The organism is Streptomyces sp. A1136 (assembly GCF_004795055.1).
Lineage (GTDB): Bacteria > Actinomycetota > Actinomycetes > Streptomycetales > Streptomycetaceae > Streptomyces.
The window spans coordinates 116931-132419 of record NZ_SSBJ01000012.1 but is presented as its reverse complement, the minus strand read 5'-3'; the positions used below and the strand labels follow the sequence as shown (position 1 = coordinate 132419).

Annotated in this window: 20 protein-coding genes; 10 read left to right on the top strand and 10 right to left on the bottom strand. The window is 72.0% G+C overall.

The window, feature by feature from the left end; genetic code table 11:
• Positions 1-35: 35 nt before the first annotated feature.
• Together E6R62_RS14385 and E6R62_RS14380 are read left to right on the top strand one after the other, a co-directional pair.
• A complete protein-coding gene (locus E6R62_RS14385; protein ID WP_136213790.1) occupies positions 36-683 on the top strand; it encodes a hypothetical protein in 648 nt (215 codons plus the stop codon).
• A 133-nt stretch (positions 684-816) separates the two neighbouring features.
• Entirely contained in the window at positions 817-2022 is a 1206-nt protein-coding gene (locus E6R62_RS14380; RefSeq protein WP_136213848.1) for a Cmx/CmrA family chloramphenicol efflux MFS transporter, read from the top strand.
• Positions 2023-2191: 169 nt separating this feature from the next.
• Here E6R62_RS14380 and E6R62_RS14375 read toward each other — a convergent pair whose 3' ends face one another.
• Both E6R62_RS14375 and E6R62_RS14370 read right to left on the bottom strand, forming a co-directional pair.
• Positions 2192-2458 carry a DUF4031 domain-containing protein gene (locus E6R62_RS14375; RefSeq protein WP_136213789.1) on the bottom strand — a complete coding sequence of 89 codons (267 nt, stop codon included), beginning with the start codon at positions 2456-2458 and terminating at the stop codon, positions 2192-2194.
• A 7-nt stretch (positions 2459-2465) separates the two neighbouring features.
• Positions 2466-2840, bottom strand: a complete 375-nt coding sequence (locus E6R62_RS14370) for a hypothetical protein (protein WP_136213788.1) — start codon at positions 2838-2840, stop codon at positions 2466-2468.
• A gap of 223 nt (positions 2841-3063) precedes the next feature.
• On the opposite strand from E6R62_RS14370, the gene murQ reads away from it, so the two are divergent.
• The 3 genes from murQ (at position 3064) to E6R62_RS14355 (ending at position 6136) form a co-directional block, all read left to right on the top strand.
• Positions 3064-3987, top strand: coding sequence for an N-acetylmuramic acid 6-phosphate etherase (gene murQ / locus E6R62_RS14365; RefSeq protein ID WP_136213787.1), 924 nt, complete (start codon positions 3064-3066; stop codon positions 3985-3987).
• 40 nt (positions 3988-4027) lie between these two features.
• The gene (locus tag E6R62_RS14360) at positions 4028-5548 is read left to right on the top strand and encodes a PTS transporter subunit EIIC (RefSeq protein ID WP_136213786.1); all 1521 of its coding nucleotides are present in this window, start codon (positions 4028-4030) and stop codon (positions 5546-5548) included.
• 90 nt (positions 5549-5638) lie between these two features.
• Positions 5639-6136, top strand: a complete 498-nt coding sequence (locus E6R62_RS14355) for a GNAT family N-acetyltransferase (RefSeq protein ID WP_136213785.1) — start codon at positions 5639-5641, stop codon at positions 6134-6136.
• Here the strand turns inward: E6R62_RS14355 and E6R62_RS40825 are convergent, their stop codons facing one another.
• Positions 6137-6811 carry a hypothetical protein gene (locus tag E6R62_RS40825; RefSeq protein ID WP_240801668.1) on the bottom strand — a complete coding sequence of 225 codons (675 nt, stop codon included), beginning with the start codon at positions 6809-6811 and terminating at the stop codon, positions 6137-6139.
• A 32-nt stretch (positions 6812-6843) separates the two neighbouring features.
• Complete coding sequence (locus E6R62_RS14345) at positions 6844-7062, bottom strand: hypothetical protein (protein WP_136213784.1); 219 nt, start codon at positions 7060-7062, stop codon at positions 6844-6846.
• Positions 7063-7175: 113 nt separating this feature from the next.
• Between E6R62_RS14345 and E6R62_RS14340 the strand changes: the two genes are divergently transcribed.
• Both E6R62_RS14340 and E6R62_RS14335 read left to right on the top strand, forming a co-directional pair.
• Positions 7176-8015 (top strand): helix-turn-helix transcriptional regulator, encoded by an 840-nt coding sequence (locus E6R62_RS14340; protein WP_136213783.1) that lies wholly within the window; start codon positions 7176-7178, stop codon positions 8013-8015.
• Positions 7999-8265, top strand: coding sequence for a DUF397 domain-containing protein (locus tag E6R62_RS14335; protein WP_136213782.1), 267 nt, complete (start codon positions 7999-8001; stop codon positions 8263-8265). Before E6R62_RS14340 ends, E6R62_RS14335 begins: the two co-directional genes overlap by 17 nt.
• Here E6R62_RS14335 and E6R62_RS14330 read toward each other — a convergent pair.
• Positions 8249-9430, bottom strand: coding sequence for a S8 family peptidase (locus E6R62_RS14330; protein ID WP_136213781.1), 1182 nt, complete (start codon positions 9428-9430; stop codon positions 8249-8251). The genes E6R62_RS14335 and E6R62_RS14330 overlap by 17 nt on opposite strands.
• A gap of 242 nt (positions 9431-9672) precedes the next feature.
• Between E6R62_RS14330 and E6R62_RS14325 the strand changes: the two genes are divergently transcribed.
• Together E6R62_RS14325 and E6R62_RS14320 are read left to right on the top strand one after the other, a co-directional pair.
• Complete coding sequence (locus E6R62_RS14325; RefSeq protein WP_136213780.1) at positions 9673-10044, top strand: protease inhibitor I9 family protein; 372 nt, start codon at positions 9673-9675, stop codon at positions 10042-10044.
• A gap of 17 nt (positions 10045-10061) precedes the next feature.
• Positions 10062-10277: a WYL domain-containing protein gene (locus tag E6R62_RS14320; protein ID WP_240801667.1), complete on the top strand. Its 216-nt coding sequence runs from the start codon at positions 10062-10064 to the stop codon at positions 10275-10277.
• A 38-nt stretch (positions 10278-10315) separates the two neighbouring features.
• Here the strand turns inward: E6R62_RS14320 and E6R62_RS14315 are convergent, their stop codons facing one another.
• Positions 10316-10726: a nuclear transport factor 2 family protein gene (locus tag E6R62_RS14315; RefSeq protein ID WP_136213779.1), complete on the bottom strand. Its 411-nt coding sequence runs from the start codon at positions 10724-10726 to the stop codon at positions 10316-10318.
• A gap of 147 nt (positions 10727-10873) precedes the next feature.
• Between E6R62_RS14315 and E6R62_RS14310 the strand changes: the two genes are divergently transcribed.
• Entirely contained in the window at positions 10874-11353 is a 480-nt protein-coding gene (locus E6R62_RS14310; RefSeq protein ID WP_136213778.1) for a hypothetical protein, read from the top strand.
• A gap of 65 nt (positions 11354-11418) precedes the next feature.
• On the opposite strand, the gene E6R62_RS14305 is transcribed toward E6R62_RS14310, so the two are convergent.
• From E6R62_RS14305 to E6R62_RS14290, 4 genes are all read right to left on the bottom strand, one after another.
• Complete coding sequence (locus E6R62_RS14305) at positions 11419-12156, bottom strand: beta-glucanase (protein WP_240801666.1); 738 nt, start codon at positions 12154-12156, stop codon at positions 11419-11421.
• Positions 12157-12226: 70 nt separating this feature from the next.
• Complete coding sequence (locus E6R62_RS14300) at positions 12227-12853, bottom strand: phosphoribosylanthranilate isomerase (protein ID WP_136213777.1); 627 nt, start codon at positions 12851-12853, stop codon at positions 12227-12229.
• Positions 12854-13050: 197 nt separating this feature from the next.
• Positions 13051-14673 (bottom strand): chaperonin GroEL, encoded by a 1623-nt coding sequence (gene groL / locus E6R62_RS14295; RefSeq protein ID WP_136213776.1) that lies wholly within the window; start codon positions 14671-14673, stop codon positions 13051-13053.
• A gap of 323 nt (positions 14674-14996) precedes the next feature.
• A complete protein-coding gene (locus tag E6R62_RS14290; protein WP_030009783.1) occupies positions 14997-15203 on the bottom strand; it encodes a cold-shock protein in 207 nt (68 codons plus the stop codon).
• Positions 15204-15489 lie beyond the last annotated feature (286 nt).

The window sequence follows — 15489 nt, the reverse complement described above, 5'->3', positions numbered from 1 at the left end:
ACCAGCACCCGTCACGCCACCCCCACAATGTGCCCATGACCTCAGACCTCCGCGACCGCTGGCGCGCCACCGCAGCCGCCGCCGGCGCCGCCCCCGACCTCGACACGACGCCCTACGCCGACCGCCTCCTCGCCGCCTGGGCGGAGCCGCACCGCCGCTACCACACCACCGCGCACCTGGCCGACGTACTCGCACGGCTCGACGTACTCGCGCCGCACGCCCAGGACCCCGCAGCCGTCGAGCTCGCCGCCTGGTTCCACGACGCCGTCTACCGTCCCGACCGGTCCGAGAACGAGGAGCGCAGCGCCGTCCTCGCCGAGCGCGCCCTGCCCGAGCTGGGCATCGACGCCGCCCGCACGGCCGAGGTGGCCCGGCTGGTCCGGCTGACCGTCACCCACGACCCCGCGCCCGGCGACACCAACGGCGAGGTGCTCTGCGACGCCGACCTCGCCGTCCTCGCAGGCGCCCCGGAGGCGTACGCCGCCTACGTCGCCGCCGTCCGCGCCGAGTACGGCTTCGTCCCCGACGACGCCTTCCGCGCGGGCCGCGCCGCCGTACTGCGCCAGTTGCTCGGCCTGCCCCGCCTCTTCCGCACCCCCCACGGCAGCACCCGCTGGGAGGCACCGGCCCGCCGCAACCTGGCCGCCGAGCTGGCCACCCTGACGGAGCCCGACGGCGCGTGACACGGCCCGGCGCGGCACGAGGGAACCGACGGAGGCACCCACCGCGACCTGACGGACGACACGGGGTACGGGAATGCGCCACCGTTGCGGCTGGTTTGTACCGAACATGCCCGCAGCCTCCGCACGCTCCCGCATGCCCGTCGCCGTCTACGTCCTCGGCCTGTCCGTCTTCGCGCTCGGCACGAGCGAATTCATGCTGTCCGGGCTCCTGCCACCCATCGCCGACGACATGGACGTCACCATCCCGCAGGCCGGCCTGCTGATATCCGCCTTCGCGATCGGCATGGTCATCGGGGCACCGCTGCTGGCCGTCGCCACCCTGCGGCTGCCCCGCCGTACGACCCTGGTGGGCCTGATCTCCCTCTTCGGCCTCGGCCAGGTCGCGGGCGCGCTCGCCCCCTCGTACGAACTGCTCTTCGCCTCCCGCGTGGTCTCCGCGCTCGCCTGCGCCGGCTTCTGGGCGGTCGGCGCGGCCGTGGCCATCGCCATGGTCGACAAGGACCAGCGGGCCCGCGCCATGTCCGTCATGATCGGCGGGCTGTCGATCGCCAACGTCCTCGGCGTGCCCGCCGGTGCCTTCCTCGGTGAGCAGCTCGGCTGGCGTTCGGCGTTCTGGGCGGTCGCCGCGGCCTCCGCCGTCGCCCTCGCCGGCATCCTGGCCCTGATCCCGCGCATCCCGCTGCCCGCCGAGCAGCCGCGGCTGCGCCGTGAGCTGCGGATCTACCGGGACCGACAGGTGTGGCTGTCGGTCGCCGTCACCTCGCTCGCCGCGGGCGGGGTCTTCTGCGCCTTCAGTTACCTGTCGCCGCTGCTCACGGACGTGGCCGGACTGGAGGCCGGTTGGGTGCCGTGGGTCCTGGGCCTGTTCGGGGTGGGCGCGCTGGTCGGTACGACCGTCGGCGGGCGGGTCGCGGACGCGCACCTGTTCGGGGTGCTGCTGTGGGGCATCGCCGCCTCGACGGTGTTCCTCGTCGCGCTGGCCCTCCTGGCCTCCGTCGCGGTGGCGGCGGTCGCGCTGTCGTTCCTGATCGGCGTCTCGGCCTTCTTCACCGCCCCCGCGCTGAACGCCCGGCTCTTCAACGTCGCCGGGGCCGCCCCCACCCTGGCGGGCGCCACGACCACGGCCGCGTTCAACCTCGGCAACACCGGGGGCCCCTGGCTCGGCGGCACGGTCATCGACGCCGACTTCGGCTTCGCCGCCACCGCCTGGGCGGGCGCCGCGATGACGATCACCGCCCTCGCCCTGACGGCCCTCGCCCTCCGCCTCGACCGCCCCACCCGCCCCCTCCCGGCGGCCACCGCCCCGCGCCACACCGCCGACGCCCTGGCCGGCCGCTAGGCGGGGCCGGAACGCCCGAACGCCGAGACGCCCGAACGCCCGGGCCAGGACGCCCGGGCCGGGACGCCAGGGCCGGGACACGGGGAACCGGGACACCGGGACCGGACCAGGACGCCCGGGTCCGTACGCCGGGACGGCAGCGGGCCGCGCGCCCGCCCCGGGCCCCTGATCAGGCCGTACGGCCCTTCGGGCGGCGCAGCCCCGCATCGGTGATCCGCCGGACCAGCTCCTTGCTGCCGATCTCCACCGCGCCCGCCGCCACCGCGTCCGCGTACCGGTACGACGGCACGTCGTAGTGGTCCCGCTCGAACGCCCGCGGCGGGCAGCCGATCGACGCCGCGAAGGCGTGCAGTTCCTCGTACGAGACGTCGCTGACCAGGTGCGACCACATGCGGCCGTGACCCGGCCAGGTCGGCGGGTCTATGTACACCGTCACCCGCCGCTCACCGCCGGCCGAACACGGGGCCGAGCCCGCCCACCGCCGCCACCCGCACGCCCGCCTCGGAGCACACCCACTGCGGGTCCGGCCCCAGCTCCGGCTCCACGTCCAGCGAATGCGGTTCGCCGTGCGCGCAGACGGGGCACAGCGGCCAGCGGCCGTACTTCTCCAACAGCGCGTCCTGCACGTCCTGCGCGACGAGTCCGGCGAGGTAGTCGACCCCCTCCGGCCACTGCTCCACCCACCACCGGCGGTGCGTGACCGCGTCCTCCACGAGGGACACGACATCGGCCTCCGCGACCTCGCCGGCGACGAGATCGGCGAGTACCAGGGCACGGGCGGCATGGAGTGCCTGCTCAATAGGGGTCGCGTGGTCCATGGGCCCATTGTGAACCCGTACGGGCGAGTACGAGCAAAGCCGAGGCCACTTCCACGGGCGCGGGCCGCCAGGGCATGGCGCCTTGACCCCCACAGCGGACGAAAATACGGTGCCGACCTCAGCCATCCGCCCGAGACCGAGACCCGAGACCGAGACCCGGAACCCGAGACCCAGACCCGACCGAGCGACACCCCGAGCGACACCCCAGCGCGAGGAACCGCCCATGACCGCCCACGCGGAACTGCGTGCCCAGCTCGACACCCTCACCACCGAGGCCTTCCGCCCCGACCTCGCCGAGATCGACCGGCTGCCCACCCTCGACATCGTCCGACTCATGAACGCCGAGGACGCGACCGTCCCGGCCGCCGTCGCCGCCCGGCTCCCCGACATCGCCGCGGCCGTCGACGCGATCGCCGCCCGCATGGCGCGCGGCGGCCGGCTCCTCTACGCCGGCGCCGGCACCGCCGGCCGCATGGGGGTGCTCGACGCCAGCGAATGCCCGCCGACCTTCAACACCGACCCCCAGCAGGTCGTCGGCCTGATCGCGGGCGGCCCCACCGCCATGGTCGAGGCCGTCGAAGGCGCCGAGGACTCCGCCGACCTCGCCGCCGAAGACCTCGCCGCACTCGACCTCACCGCCGCCGACACCGTCATCGGCATCTCCGCCTCGGGCCGCACCCCGTACGCGATCGGCGCCGTCGAGTTCGCCCGCACGCGCGGCGCACTCACCGTCGGACTGTCCTGCAACGCCGGCTCGGCCCTCGCCACGGCCGCCGAACACGGCATCGAGGTCGTCGTCGGGCCCGAATTCCTCACCGGCTCCACCCGGTTGAAGGCCGGCACCGCGCAGAAGCTCGTACTGAACCTCATCTCGACCGTCACCATGATCCGTCTCGGCAAGACGTACGGGAACCTGATGGTCGACGTCCGCGCCACCAACGAGAAGCTGCGCGCCCGCTCCCGCCGCATCGTCGCCCTCGCCACCGGCGCCCCGGACGACGAGATCGAGGCCGCGCTCGCCGCCACCGACGGCGAGGTCAAGAACGCGGTCCTCGTCATCCTCGGCGGGGTCGACGGCCCCACCGCCACCGCGCTCCTCGCCGAAACCGGCGGCCACCTGCGCGACGCCCTCCCCCGGACCCGCTGACAGCCCCCTCCACCGACCCGCAGCGAGGCGAACCACCACGATGTCCCCCGACCCGCACCGCGCCACCGCCGCCGCGATCCTCCCCCTGGTCGGCGGCCCGGACAACGTCAGCTCCGTCGCGCACTGCATGACCCGCCTGCGCGTCGGCCTGCGCGACCGTTCCCTCGTCCGGAGCGAGGAGCTCAAGGCCCTGCCCGCCGTACTCGGCGTCGTGGACGACGACACCTACCAGATCGTGCTCGGCCCGGGCGCCGTCGCCCGCGTCACCCCCGAGTTCGAGGCACTGGTACGCGAGGCCGGCCCCCGCACCGCCGAAGCCGTCCCCGAGGCCCCCACCGACGCCCCCTCCCCCTCCGTGCCCCCCACCGCCACGGCCGAGGCGCTCCGCTCGCGCGGAACGGCGCTGAAAGAAGCCCGCGCGGCGCGCAACTCCACCCCCGTCAAACTGCTCCTGCGCCGGATCGCGAACATCTTCGTCCCCCTCATCCCGGCCCTCATCGGCTGCGGCATCATCGCCGGGCTGAACGGCCTGCTCACCAACTCCGGCCTGCTGCCCGCCGTCGTCCCCGCGCTCGCCGCGATCGCGTCCGGGTTCATGTCCCTGATCGCCGTCTTCGTCGGCTACAACACCGCCAAGGAGTTCGGCGGTACGCCCGTCCTCGGCGGCGCGGTCGCCGCGATCATCGTCTTCCCGGGAGTCGCGAAGATCGAGGCGTTCGGCCAACACCTCGCCCCCGGCCAAGGCGGCGTCCTCGGCGCGCTGGCCGCCGCGCTGCTCGCCGTGTACGTCGAGAAGTGGTGCCGCACCTGGGTCCCGCAGGCCGTCGACAACCTGGTCACGCCCACCCTCACGGTCCTCCTCCCCGGCCTGGTCACCCTCTTCGGCCTGATGTACGTCGCGGGTGAGGTCGCCGAGGGCATCGCCTGGTTCGCCGACCGCCTCCTGGCCACGGGTGGCGCGTTCGCCGGTCTCGTCCTGGGCGGTCTCTTCCTCCCGCTGGTCATGCTCGGTCTGCACCAGGCCCTGATCCCGATCCACACGACCCTCATCGAACACTCCGGCTACACCGTGCTGCTGCCGATCCTCGCCATGGCGGGCGCGGGACAGGTCGGTGCGGCCATCGCCGTCTACTACCGCCTGCCGCACAACCGTTCCCTGCGCACGACCATCAAGTCGGCGCTCCCGGCCGGTTTCCTGGGCGTCGGGGAACCGCTGATCTACGGGGTCTCCCTGCCGCTGGGCCGCCCGTTCGTCACCGCCTGCGTCGGCGGGGCGGCGGGCGGCGCCTTCGTCGGCCTCTTCAACCAACTCGGCGCCGGCTTCGGCTCGACGGCCATCGGCCCCTCCGGGTGGGCCCTGTTCCCACTGCTGGACGGCCCTGCCGGGCTGGGCACGGCCATCGCCGTCTACGCGGGCGGCCTGGCGGTCGGCTATGCGGTGGGCTTCGCCGCGACCTACTTCTTCGGCTTCACCCCACGGATGCTGGCCGACCTCGACACCGACCCCGGTCCCGACGCTCCCCCCGCCGCCGACCCGGCGCAGGAACCGGCGATGGCCTGACTCCCGCCACCGCGCTCCCGACACCGGAGCACGTCCCCGCCCGACCGTTTCTCCCGCCCGCCACGAGGACGCCCGGCGTAGGGTGATCGGATGATCGAGATTCGTCGCGCGTCCCTGGCCGACGGGGACGCGCTCGGGGAGATCCACGCCGCCTCGTGGGAAGCGGCGTACGCGCCCTTCTTCGAACAGGACTTCGCGGCCCGCGAGGTGAGCTCCCGACGCACCCGCTGGCACGCCCGCGTCGCCGACGAAAGCAGCACGATCCTGCTCGCCGAACTCGACGGCCGCCCGCTGGCCCTGTCCTGGACCGTCCCCTCCCCGGACCGGCCGGGCCTGGCGGAGATACGCACGTTCTTCGCCCACCCCGACGCCTGGGGAACCGGCCTCTCCGCCGCCCTGATGGGCGCGACGCTGGACCGCCTGCACGACGACGGATACGACGGCGCCCACCTCTGGACCCTGCGCGACACCCCCCGCTCCCGCCGCTTCTACGCGAAGTCCGGCTTCACCGAATCCGGCTCCGTGCGCACCCACGACTTCGGCGACGGCGCCCCCCTCGCCCAGGTCGAGTACCTCCGCCCCCGCTGATCACGCCCCACACCCCCCGGCGGCGGTGCGCAGGTAGGCCACCAGGTCCTCGACGCCGTAGCCCAGCTTCGGGCCCCGCTCGGCGGCCATCAGCAGCAGTTGCCCCACGATCTCGGCGCCCCAGCCGTCCGCGCCGTCCCGCGACCACTCCCACAGCTTCTCGATGCCCAGACCCGACATCTGGAGCCCGTACCCGGCCCTGATCTCCCCGCACAGCGGAGCCACCGCGTCGAGCAGCCGCGCCCCCGGACGCTCGCAGCGCAGCCCGAAACACCCGCCGAAGTCCTCGACCACGCACCCGGTCGGCGGCCGGGCCTTGATGGCGTCGTAGCGCCGGTCGTCGAACCCCGGGGACTCGTCCACCGGGGTGTGGACCAGCGAGAACCGCTGCCAGCCGGGCGGCGGAGGTGGCTGCGGACGCCAGGCCTTGAGCCCGAACGCCTCCTGGACCAGGGCCGTCGCCTCGTCCGCCGTGTCGGCCGTCTCACACACTCTTCGCTTGCCGTCATCGCCCACAGCGGTCCACAACCCGCTGCGCTCGTCCCGCGCGACCCGCACCGACAGACCCATACCCGCACGCTTCCACCCGTCCCTGACCATCCCCTTCTCCAGCCAGCACAGCTTCCACGCCAGCTCGAACTCCCACCCGCGCGCCGCCTCCGCCAGCCCCCTCAAGACCGCTTCGCAACGCGCCCGTTCGTCACCCGTCACGGGCGGGCCCGCTCGTGCAGCACGGCCGCGAGCCGCAGCGCGGTGTCCAGGTTGCACCGCCCGAGGTCCACCAGCGGCAGCCCGTAGGTCCCGGCCGCCGACACCCCGTCCACGCCGAGCGAGGGAAACACCACGCCCACATCCCCGAGGGCCTCCTTCAACTGCCCCACGGCCTCCTCGGCCGCCAACAACCGTTCCTTGGGCGAGAGCACCATGACACGTCCCTTTCGCTCTGAGTAATCGCGTTCCGCACACAGAGTGGTCACTCGGTCACTAGCCTTTCAACGTCGGGCAGCGCACAAACGCACTTGTTGGACCAGGAGTTGCCATGCCAGGGCCGAAGAACCTCGATCCCGCCTCCTCACCGCGCGCCCTCCTGGGCGCCGAACTCCGCGTCGCCCGCGAACGCGCGGGCCTCACCCAGGCCGAACTCGCCGAACGGCTCTACGTCAGCGGCTCGTTCATCGGCCAACTCGAAGCGGGCACCCGCAGGATGCTCCCCGACGTGGCACGCCAGATTGACGAGGTCCTCCGGACGGACGGCTTCTTCGCGCGAAACTGTGCGGCAGCCGCCACATCCAAGTACCCGGACCACTTCGCGGCGGCAGCCGAGGCGGAGGCGCTGGCGAAGACGATCCGGGAGTACGCGCCGCTGATCATCCCAGGCCTGTTGCAGACGGAGGCGTACGCGCGGGAGGTGTTCCGCGCCTACCAGCCGACGGCAACGGAGGAAACGATCGAGGAGCTGGTCAGGAACCGGCTGGAGCGGGCGGCCCTGCTCAGTGATCCAACAACCCCCGTGTTCTGGTGTGTGCTTGACGAGGCGATCCTGCGCCGTAGCGGGGACGACCCGGCGATCCTCGCCGACGCCCTACTCCACATCGCGCGCCTGATCCGGTCGCACCGGATCATGGTGCAGGTGCTGCCGTTCAGCGCGGGCTTCCACGCGGGACTGCTGGGCTCGCTGAAACTCATGGCCTTCGAGGACGCTCCCCCGCTCGCCTACATCCAAGGCAGTGGCACCGGGCAGCTGTTCGACGATCCGGCCACGGTCGCCCAGCGCACCCTGACCTACGATCTCCTCATGGCCAACGCGCTCTCCCCGCGGAAGTCGCTAGCCCTGATCGAGTCGGTGGCGGAGGAATACCAACATGACCAGTACGCCTGAGTACGACCTGTCGGCCGTCGTCTGGCACAAGTCCAGCTACAGCGCTGGTGACGGCGGCAACTGCCTCGAAATGGCCACCTGGCGGAAGTCCACCCACAGCGGAGGCGACGGCGGGGACTGCCTCGAAGTCGCCGACGGCCTCCCCCACATCGTCCCCGTCCGGGACTCCAAGCGCCCCGAGGGCCCGCACGTGGTGTTCCGCGCGCGGGCCTGGGCCGACTTCGTGGGGTCGCTCAGAGACCGTTGGTGAAGAGCAGCTCGTTCGGGCTGCCCGTGCCGACGCTGCTCAGCACGTCCTTGCTGGACCCGGTGGTGAGGAATTCGGTGATCTCCGCCGGGGTCGCGGCCGGGTGCGCCTGCTTGTAGAGCACCGCGACGCCGGCGACGTGCGGCGAGGCCATGGACGTACCGCTCAGGGCCACGCCGCCGCCGCCGAGCTTCGCGGAGGTGATGTCCTGGCCCGGGGCGTAGAGGGTGACGCAGGGGCCGTAGTTGGAGAAGCTCGTCTCCGCGTCGTACACGTCGCTCGCCCCCACCGTCACCACGCGCGACGCCGACGCGGGTGAGACGCCGCAGGCGTCCGCCGAGGAGTTGCCCGCCGCGAGGACCGGCAGTACGCCCGCGTCCGAGAGCGCGGTCGCCGCGTTGTTGACGGCGTCCGACTTCGCGCCGCCGAGGGAGGCGTTCAACACGGCCGGCTGCTTGGCGTTCTTGGCCACCCAGTCCAGGCCGGCGATGATCCCGGAGTAGGAACCCGTCCCGTCACAACCGAGTACGCGGACGCTGACCAGGTTCGCCTTGCGTGCCACGCCGTACGTCGAGCCCGCGACCGTGCCCGCGACATGGGTGCCGTGCCCCTGACAGTCCATGCCCTCCTTGCCGTCGTCCATGGCGTCGAACCCGAACGTCGCGCGACCGCCGAACTCGACGTGCTTGTAGTCGATGCCGGTGTCGAGGACGTACGCCGTGACTCCCGCGCCGTTGCCCTTGGTGGTGAAGGTCTTGTCGAGCGGCAGTTCCTTCTGGTCGATCCGGTCCAGGCCCCAGAGTTCGGTCGGGGAGCCCAGCTCCCGCCTGTCGCCCCCCACCGACGACGCGACGACCTTCGTGTCCTCCTCGATCGCCTTCACCCCGAGGGCCGCCCGTGCGATCCGCAACTGGAGCGGGGTCATCTTGACGGCGAAGCCGTTGATGGCGTGGCTGTAGAGGAACGTCGCCCGCAGGCCCAGCTTCTTCGTCAGCGCCGCCGGGTCCACGCCCTTTTCCAAGGTCACGATGTACTGGCCGGGTACCGCGTTCGCCGAGGCGATCAGAGGTGCCGGGGTCGGCTCCGGGACGGCGGCGGACGCGTTTCCGGCCAGGGCCGGGGTCATGGCGAGCAGGGCGGCGGTCGTCACACGGGCGAGCAGGCGCATGGAGGAACTCCCTGGATGCGGGCGGAGGGTGCGGGGCCCGCCACCTCACGGACGGGTGTTCGGGGTGCGCGCCCCTCCCCTGCATCGGGCGACCGTCGATGGGACTTGAGGGAGCCTTCCGCCGTATGGCCCCGGTCGCGTAAGCCCCGGGTGGGGGCGCATTCGGCGGTCACCCCCGGCGGCCGGGGCCACGCCGCCGGACGTCGTTGACCGGGGCACCCCCGCGTGATGGCCTCGCCCCCATGCGCACTCGACCGAGTTGGACCCGCCGGGCGGCCGTCGCCGTCACCGCACTCGCCGCCGTGGCCGCCCTCCCCCTCACCGCCGGCTCCGCCACCGCCACGCCCGTCCCGGCGCCCGGTCCCGGTTCCGTCACGGCCCCGGCTCCCGCTCCGGCGCACTGGCCGACGTACCTCGTGACCGTTCGGCGGGGCATCGACCCGGCCCTCCTGGCGAGCCACCACGGGATCACACCGGTCCACGTCTTCCACGACGCCATGAACGGCTTCGCCGCCCCGCTCTCCCCCGCCCAGGTCACCGCCCTGCGGGCGAACCCCCTGGTGGAGTCCATCGAGGAGGACGGCGTCGGCTCCTCGTTCGGCATCCCCGCCTGAGCCGACCCGCCGGGAGTGTGAGGCGGCTCACCGCCGACGGCCGCTGGTACCTCATCGCGTGGTGCCGCTCGCGACGGGCCGGCCGGGGGTTCCGGTTGGACCGCATCACCACGGTGGCTGCCTCCACCGAACGGGCCGGGTCCCACGGGCTGACCGAGCTGTTGCGCGGCTCGGCCGCGGCGGGCGCCGTCCCGCCCGCCGCTCTGGCTTCCCTCGCGGCCGCCCCGCCGTGACCGACGGGACGCAGGTGACAGGCCTCGGGTGACGGGGCTCAGGTCTGGTCGGTCTCCAGCGTGTCCGCGTGGCGGTGGGCGACCTTCCACTCTCCGTCCTCGCGGCGGTATACCTGGGTCGCGCGCAGGACGTACCGGCGGGGCTCGCCGTCGACCGACGCCTGCGTGCGCTCGTAGCCGACCGTGTAGGCCGCGTCGCCGACGACGTCGACCGCGACGATCTCGTGCTCGTAGGAGGTGCAGTCGGAGAACGTCTCCGCCAGCTTGTGGAAGAGCGCGCTGACGTCCTCGTACCCGACGACCGATTTCCAGGCGCCCATCACCGAGACCGGCTCCCGCCGGGACCAGATCGCGTAGCGCGGCCCGGCGTCACCGTTGTGGAGGGCGATCTCGGCCTCCCGCAGACGTGTCCGCGTCCACTCCAGGAACGCGTCCCGTTCCTCGCCCATCGTCGGCCTCCCGGGGATCTTCCGCCTCCCTTCCCACCGTACGCTGGTGTTGCCGGGCCACCGGAACCCTCCGGGAAAGACTGGAGGGGAGAGGTGAGGGGTGAGGAGACGCGGGTGGGCGACTCCGCGACCGATCTTGGAGGCGTCATGACACATGTCGAACGGGTCCTTTGGAGTTCGCACGCCTCGAACCGGTGGATGCAGGCGACAGCCGCCCTCCTCGGCCTGATCGCGGTCGGGCTCGCCGTCGCCGGGACCGTGGGGACGGCGGGCGCGATGTGGGCGCCGGCCGTGGTGCTGTTCTTCTCGTCCCTCCTGCTCCTGGTGTTCGCCTCCGTGACCGTGCGGGTCACCGGCACGGCGCTGGAAGTGGCCTACGGCCCGCTCGGGCGGCCCGTGCGGCGCTGGTCCCCCGAGGAGATCGAGGTCCCGGCCCGCGTGGAGGAACGCCGACCCTCGCAGGTCGGCGGCTGGGGCTACCGCGTCAGCAGGCTCGGTACGACGGTGATGGTGCGAGGGGGCCCGTGCCTGGTGATCCGCTCCCGGGGCCGGGACTTCGCGATCAGCGTCGACGACGCCCAACGCGGCGCCACCCTGGTGAACGCCCTCCCCCGCCCCGCCCCCTGACCCCCGGAACCGGCCGCCGGGCCACGCCCACCGGCCGGGCCGGCGGTGGGGGGGGCGGCCGGGGGCTAGCCGCGGTAGACGCGCAGTTCGGAGACCTCGTAGGACATCTCCGTCACCTCCGGCTCGGGAGCCGGGTGGTAGTTGCCGGCGCACACCGACAGGTTGACGATGAGGTACGCGTGCCAGCCCCGCCCCACGCCCCGGCGGTCGGAGAAGACGCGGGCGCCGTTGACCCACCAGACGACCGAGTTCCGCCCGAACTCCACCTTCAGGTCCACCCAGGCACCGGGCCGGACCGTGGGGTCGCGGTGGTAACGGTGCGCCTCGCGGACGTGGTTGGAGAGTTCCAGCAGGTCGGGGTTGTCGGGGTGGTACTCGAAGACGTCGATCTCCTGGCCGCCGTCCCGCCAGGTCCAGATCGCCGGCCAGGCGCCCGTCTCCACCGGGAGCCGCACCCGCGCCTCCAGTTGGTCGCCGGTGCGGACCATGAAGCCCTCGTCGCTGCCCTCGGTGGTGAGCAGTCCGGTGTCCCAGTTGCCGTCCGGGCGGCGCGTGGCGCGGAATACGCCGCCGCGGCTGTAGGTGGGGTCTTCCACGAGGTGGTCGAGCTTGTTGTCGCCCGGGTTGACGGGGCCGCCGTCGGGATAGGCCCAGGAGCGACCGGCGACCCATTGGGTGAGGGAGGTGAAGTCGGCGGTGAAGACGGGGGCGCGGCGGGGGGAGGGTACCGCCGCTCCGCCACCGCCCCCCGGGGCGAGGCGGGACGTCAGACGTCCCAGCCAGCCGAGCAGGTCCGTGTCCATACAGGGTGTCTGCCCGGCAGCGGAACGAGCCATGCCGGATTCATCGCCCTGGGTAGTTGGACGGTTGCGTTCAGCTATCGGTGTCGCCGGTATCGTGCGCCGCCGCCAGGAACGCGCGGATGAGCTCCGGTGACTTCACCCCGCGCTCCCGTTCCACGCCGCTGGAGACGTCCACGCCCCACGCGCCGGTCGCCCGCAGCGCCGCGCGCACGTTGGCGGGGTCGAGCCCACCGGCCAGCAGCCAGCGGCCCCGGGGTGCGGTGAACTCGGCGGAGCCCCAGTTCCACGGCTTGCCGGAGCCGGGGTCGGGGGCGTCTACCAGCAGCAGGTCCTCGCCGTACTCGCCGGTCGCCGCGACGGCGGCGGCCGTGGCGCGGATGAGGGTACGTCCTTCGGCGCGCAGGGCCTCGTAGTACTCGGGGCCCTCGTCGCCGTGCAGCTGTACGGAGCGCACCCCGCTCTCCCGAGTCAGCCGCCCGACCTCCTCCACGGACTGCCCGCGGAACACCCCGACGGTGAGCATCCCCGCCGGCACCCGCGCCGCCAGCTCCCGCGCCGTCGCGGCGTCGACGGTCCGCGGACTGCCCGGGGCGAACACGAACCCGACGGCATCGGCCCCGGACTCGACGGCCACGTCGACGTCGTGCGCGGTCTTCAACCCGCAGATCTTGACGAAGGGTGCGCTGCTCTCGCTCATGCCTCCGAGTCAACCAGACCGCCGCCCGACCCGCGGTCCCGTCCCGCGTGCCGGGCACGCCCACGGCCGCCGCGCCCACGGCCGGCCGGTCGGCACCGCACTCCGGCGGTCGGGAACGCCCGAGGGCGGCACCCCCAGTGGGGGTGCCGCCCTCGGAACGTGATGCGTGAAGCGGACTACCGATCAGCCGGGGCCGATCAGAAGTCCATGTCGCCGCCCGGCATGCCGCCCGGCGCACCGGCGCCGGCCTTCTCGGGCTTGTCGGCGATGACGGCCTCGGTGGTCAGGAACAGCGCGGCGATCGACGCGGCGTTCTGCAGCGCGGAGCGCGTGACCTTCGCCGGGTCGATGATGCCCTCGGCGATCATGTCGACGTACTCGCCGGTCGCGGCGTTCAGGCCGTGACCGATCGGGAGGTTGCGCACCTTCTCGACGACGACGCCACCCTCAAGACCACCGTTGACGGCGATCTGCTTGAGCGGGGCCTCCAGCGCGAGCTTCACGGCGTTGGCGCCGGTCGCCTCGTCACCGGTGAGCTCCAGCTTCTCGAAGACCGAGGAGGCCTGGAGGAGGGCCACGCCACCACCGGCGACGATGCCCTCTTCGACGGCCGCCTTCGCGTTGCGAACGGCGTCCTCGATGCGGTGCTTGCGCTCCTTGAGCTCGACCTCGGTCGCGGCACCGGCCTTGATGACGGCCACGCCGCCGGCCAGCTTCGCGAGGCGCTCCTGGAGCTTCTCGCGGTCGTAGTCCGAGTCGGAGTTCTCGATCTCGGCGCGGATCTGGTTGACGCGGCCCTGGACCTGGTCGCTGTCACCGGCGCCGTCGACGATGGTCGTCTCGTCCTTGGTGATGACGACCTTGCGGGCGCGGCCGAGCAGGTCGAGACCGGCGTTCTCCAGCTTGAGGCCGACCTCCTCGGAGATGACGGTGCCGCCCGTGAGGATGGCGATGTCACCGAGCATGGCCTTGCGGCGGTCGCCGAAGCCCGGGGCCTTGACGGCGACGGACTTGAAGGTGCCGCGGATCTTGTTGACGACCAGGGTCGACAGGGCCTCGCCCTCGACGTCCTCGGCGATGATCAGCAGCGGCTTGCCGGACTGCATGACCTTCTCCAGGAGCGGCAGCAGGTCCTTGACCGAGCCGATCTTGGAGTTGACGATCAGGACGTACGGGTCGTCGAGCGACGCCTCCATACGCTCCATGTCGGTGGCGAAGTACGCCGAGATGTAACCCTTGTCGAAGCGCATGCCCTCGGTGAGCTCAAGCTCCAGACCGAAGGTCTGCGACTCCTCGACGGTGATGACGCCTTCCTTGCCGACCTTGTCCATGGCCTCGGCGATGAGCTCGCCGATCTGGGTGTCGGCGGCGGAGATGGAGGCCGTCGAAGCGATCTGCTCCTTGGTCTCGACATCCTTGGCCTGCGCGAGCAGGGCGGCGGAGACGGCCTCGACGGCCTTCTCGATACCACGCTTGAGGGCCATCGGGTTGGCGCCGGCGGCCACGTTGCGCAGGCCCTCGCGGACCAGCGCCTGGGCCAGCACGGTGGCGGTGGTCGTACCGTCGCCCGCGACGTCGTCCGTCTTCTTGGCGACTTCCTTGACCAGCTCGGCGCCGATCTTCTCGTACGGGTCCTCGAGCTCGATCTCCTTGGCGATGGAGACACCATCGTTGGTGATCGTGGGGGCGCCCCACTTCTTCTCAAGGACGACGTTGCGACCCTTGGGGCCAAGGGTGACCTTGACGGCGTCGGCGAGCTGGTTCATGCCACGCTCGAGACCGCGCCGGGCCTCCTCGTTGAACGAAATGATCTTGGCCATCTGAAGTGGTCCTCCAGGACTGGGGTGGATTGCTCCTGGACCGCGCCCGCGCCCGCGACGGACGGCCTGCGAGCCCGGCGGTTCCTTCCCGCCGGACCCTCGGGCCTCACCGACCCGGTCCTCGTTTCAGTAGCACTCTCGACTGGAGAGTGCTAACGCCAATGATTAGCACTCGACCCCGTCGAGTGCAAGCGGCTTCGGGCAACGCCGGGCGAAGTCCCCGGCCGGGACGCACGAGGGGCCCACATCCCGTGTCCGGGATGTGGGCCCCTCGTGCGTGTGTGGTCCTGAGACCTGTTGCGTCGGTGGTCGATCGCGCCGGGTCAGCCGAGTGCGAGCTTGACCATGTCCGCCTGAGGACCCTTCTGGCCCTGCGAGATCTCGAACTCGACCCGCTGACCCTCTTCAAGGGTGCGGTACCCGTCCATCTGGATGGCGCTGTAGTGGACGAACACATCCGCACCACCGTCGACCGCGATGAAGCCGTAGCCCTTCTCCGCGTTGAACCACTTGACGGTGCCCTGAGCCATGCCTAACTCCCCTATTACTGGCCCTTGCGCAGGACCGCACTTCGCGGACCCGGGTCAGAACTTGCGCCGGAACGCCTCGACCGCGGCTGAATGTATCCGCACCGATGCTGTCTGCAACAGGTCATTCCGACGAGAATTCTGGACAAGAAGGAATAGGGATATCAAGCGAAATTTACGCATACTCCGGGGCAACTCGGGCCCGACATCCGGCACCAAAGGCCCATATCAGGCTCGCATGTTGACTCAATGTCAACCATCCGGCGGCCCGCTCATATGCGGCGGGCAA

Excerpts from the sequence above, each read along its gene's own strand:
- E6R62_RS14385 (WP_136213790.1), top strand. The coding sequence starts at position 36 with ATGACCTCAGACCTCCGCGACCGCTGGCGCGCCACCGCAGCCGCCGCC.
- E6R62_RS14380 (WP_136213848.1), top strand. The coding sequence starts at position 817 with ATGCCCGTCGCCGTCTACGTCCTCGGCCTGTCCGTCTTCGCGCTCGGC.
- E6R62_RS14370 (WP_136213788.1), bottom strand. The coding sequence starts at position 2,840 with ATGGACCACGCGACCCCTATTGAGCAGGCACTCCATGCCGCCCGTGCC.
- murQ (WP_136213787.1), top strand. The coding sequence starts at position 3,064 with ATGACCGCCCACGCGGAACTGCGTGCCCAGCTCGACACCCTCACCACC.
- E6R62_RS14360 (WP_136213786.1), top strand. The coding sequence starts at position 4,028 with ATGTCCCCCGACCCGCACCGCGCCACCGCCGCCGCGATCCTCCCCCTG.
- E6R62_RS14355 (WP_136213785.1), top strand. The coding sequence starts at position 5,639 with ATGATCGAGATTCGTCGCGCGTCCCTGGCCGACGGGGACGCGCTCGGG.
- E6R62_RS14345 (WP_136213784.1), bottom strand. The coding sequence starts at position 7,062 with ATGGTGCTCTCGCCCAAGGAACGGTTGTTGGCGGCCGAGGAGGCCGTG.
- E6R62_RS14340 (WP_136213783.1), top strand. The coding sequence starts at position 7,176 with ATGCCAGGGCCGAAGAACCTCGATCCCGCCTCCTCACCGCGCGCCCTC.
- E6R62_RS14335 (WP_136213782.1), top strand. The coding sequence starts at position 7,999 with ATGACCAGTACGCCTGAGTACGACCTGTCGGCCGTCGTCTGGCACAAG.
- E6R62_RS14330 (WP_136213781.1), bottom strand. The coding sequence starts at position 9,430 with ATGCGCCTGCTCGCCCGTGTGACGACCGCCGCCCTGCTCGCCATGACC.
- E6R62_RS14325 (WP_136213780.1), top strand. The coding sequence starts at position 9,673 with ATGCGCACTCGACCGAGTTGGACCCGCCGGGCGGCCGTCGCCGTCACC.
- E6R62_RS14315 (WP_136213779.1), bottom strand. The coding sequence starts at position 10,726 with ATGGGCGAGGAACGGGACGCGTTCCTGGAGTGGACGCGGACACGTCTG.
- E6R62_RS14310 (WP_136213778.1), top strand. The coding sequence starts at position 10,874 with ATGACACATGTCGAACGGGTCCTTTGGAGTTCGCACGCCTCGAACCGG.
- E6R62_RS14305 (WP_240801666.1), bottom strand. The coding sequence starts at position 12,156 with ATGGACACGGACCTGCTCGGCTGGCTGGGACGTCTGACGTCCCGCCTC.
- E6R62_RS14300 (WP_136213777.1), bottom strand. The coding sequence starts at position 12,853 with ATGAGCGAGAGCAGCGCACCCTTCGTCAAGATCTGCGGGTTGAAGACC.
- groL (WP_136213776.1), bottom strand. The coding sequence starts at position 14,673 with ATGGCCAAGATCATTTCGTTCAACGAGGAGGCCCGGCGCGGTCTCGAG.
- E6R62_RS14290 (WP_030009783.1), bottom strand. The coding sequence starts at position 15,203 with ATGGCTCAGGGCACCGTCAAGTGGTTCAACGCGGAGAAGGGCTACGGC.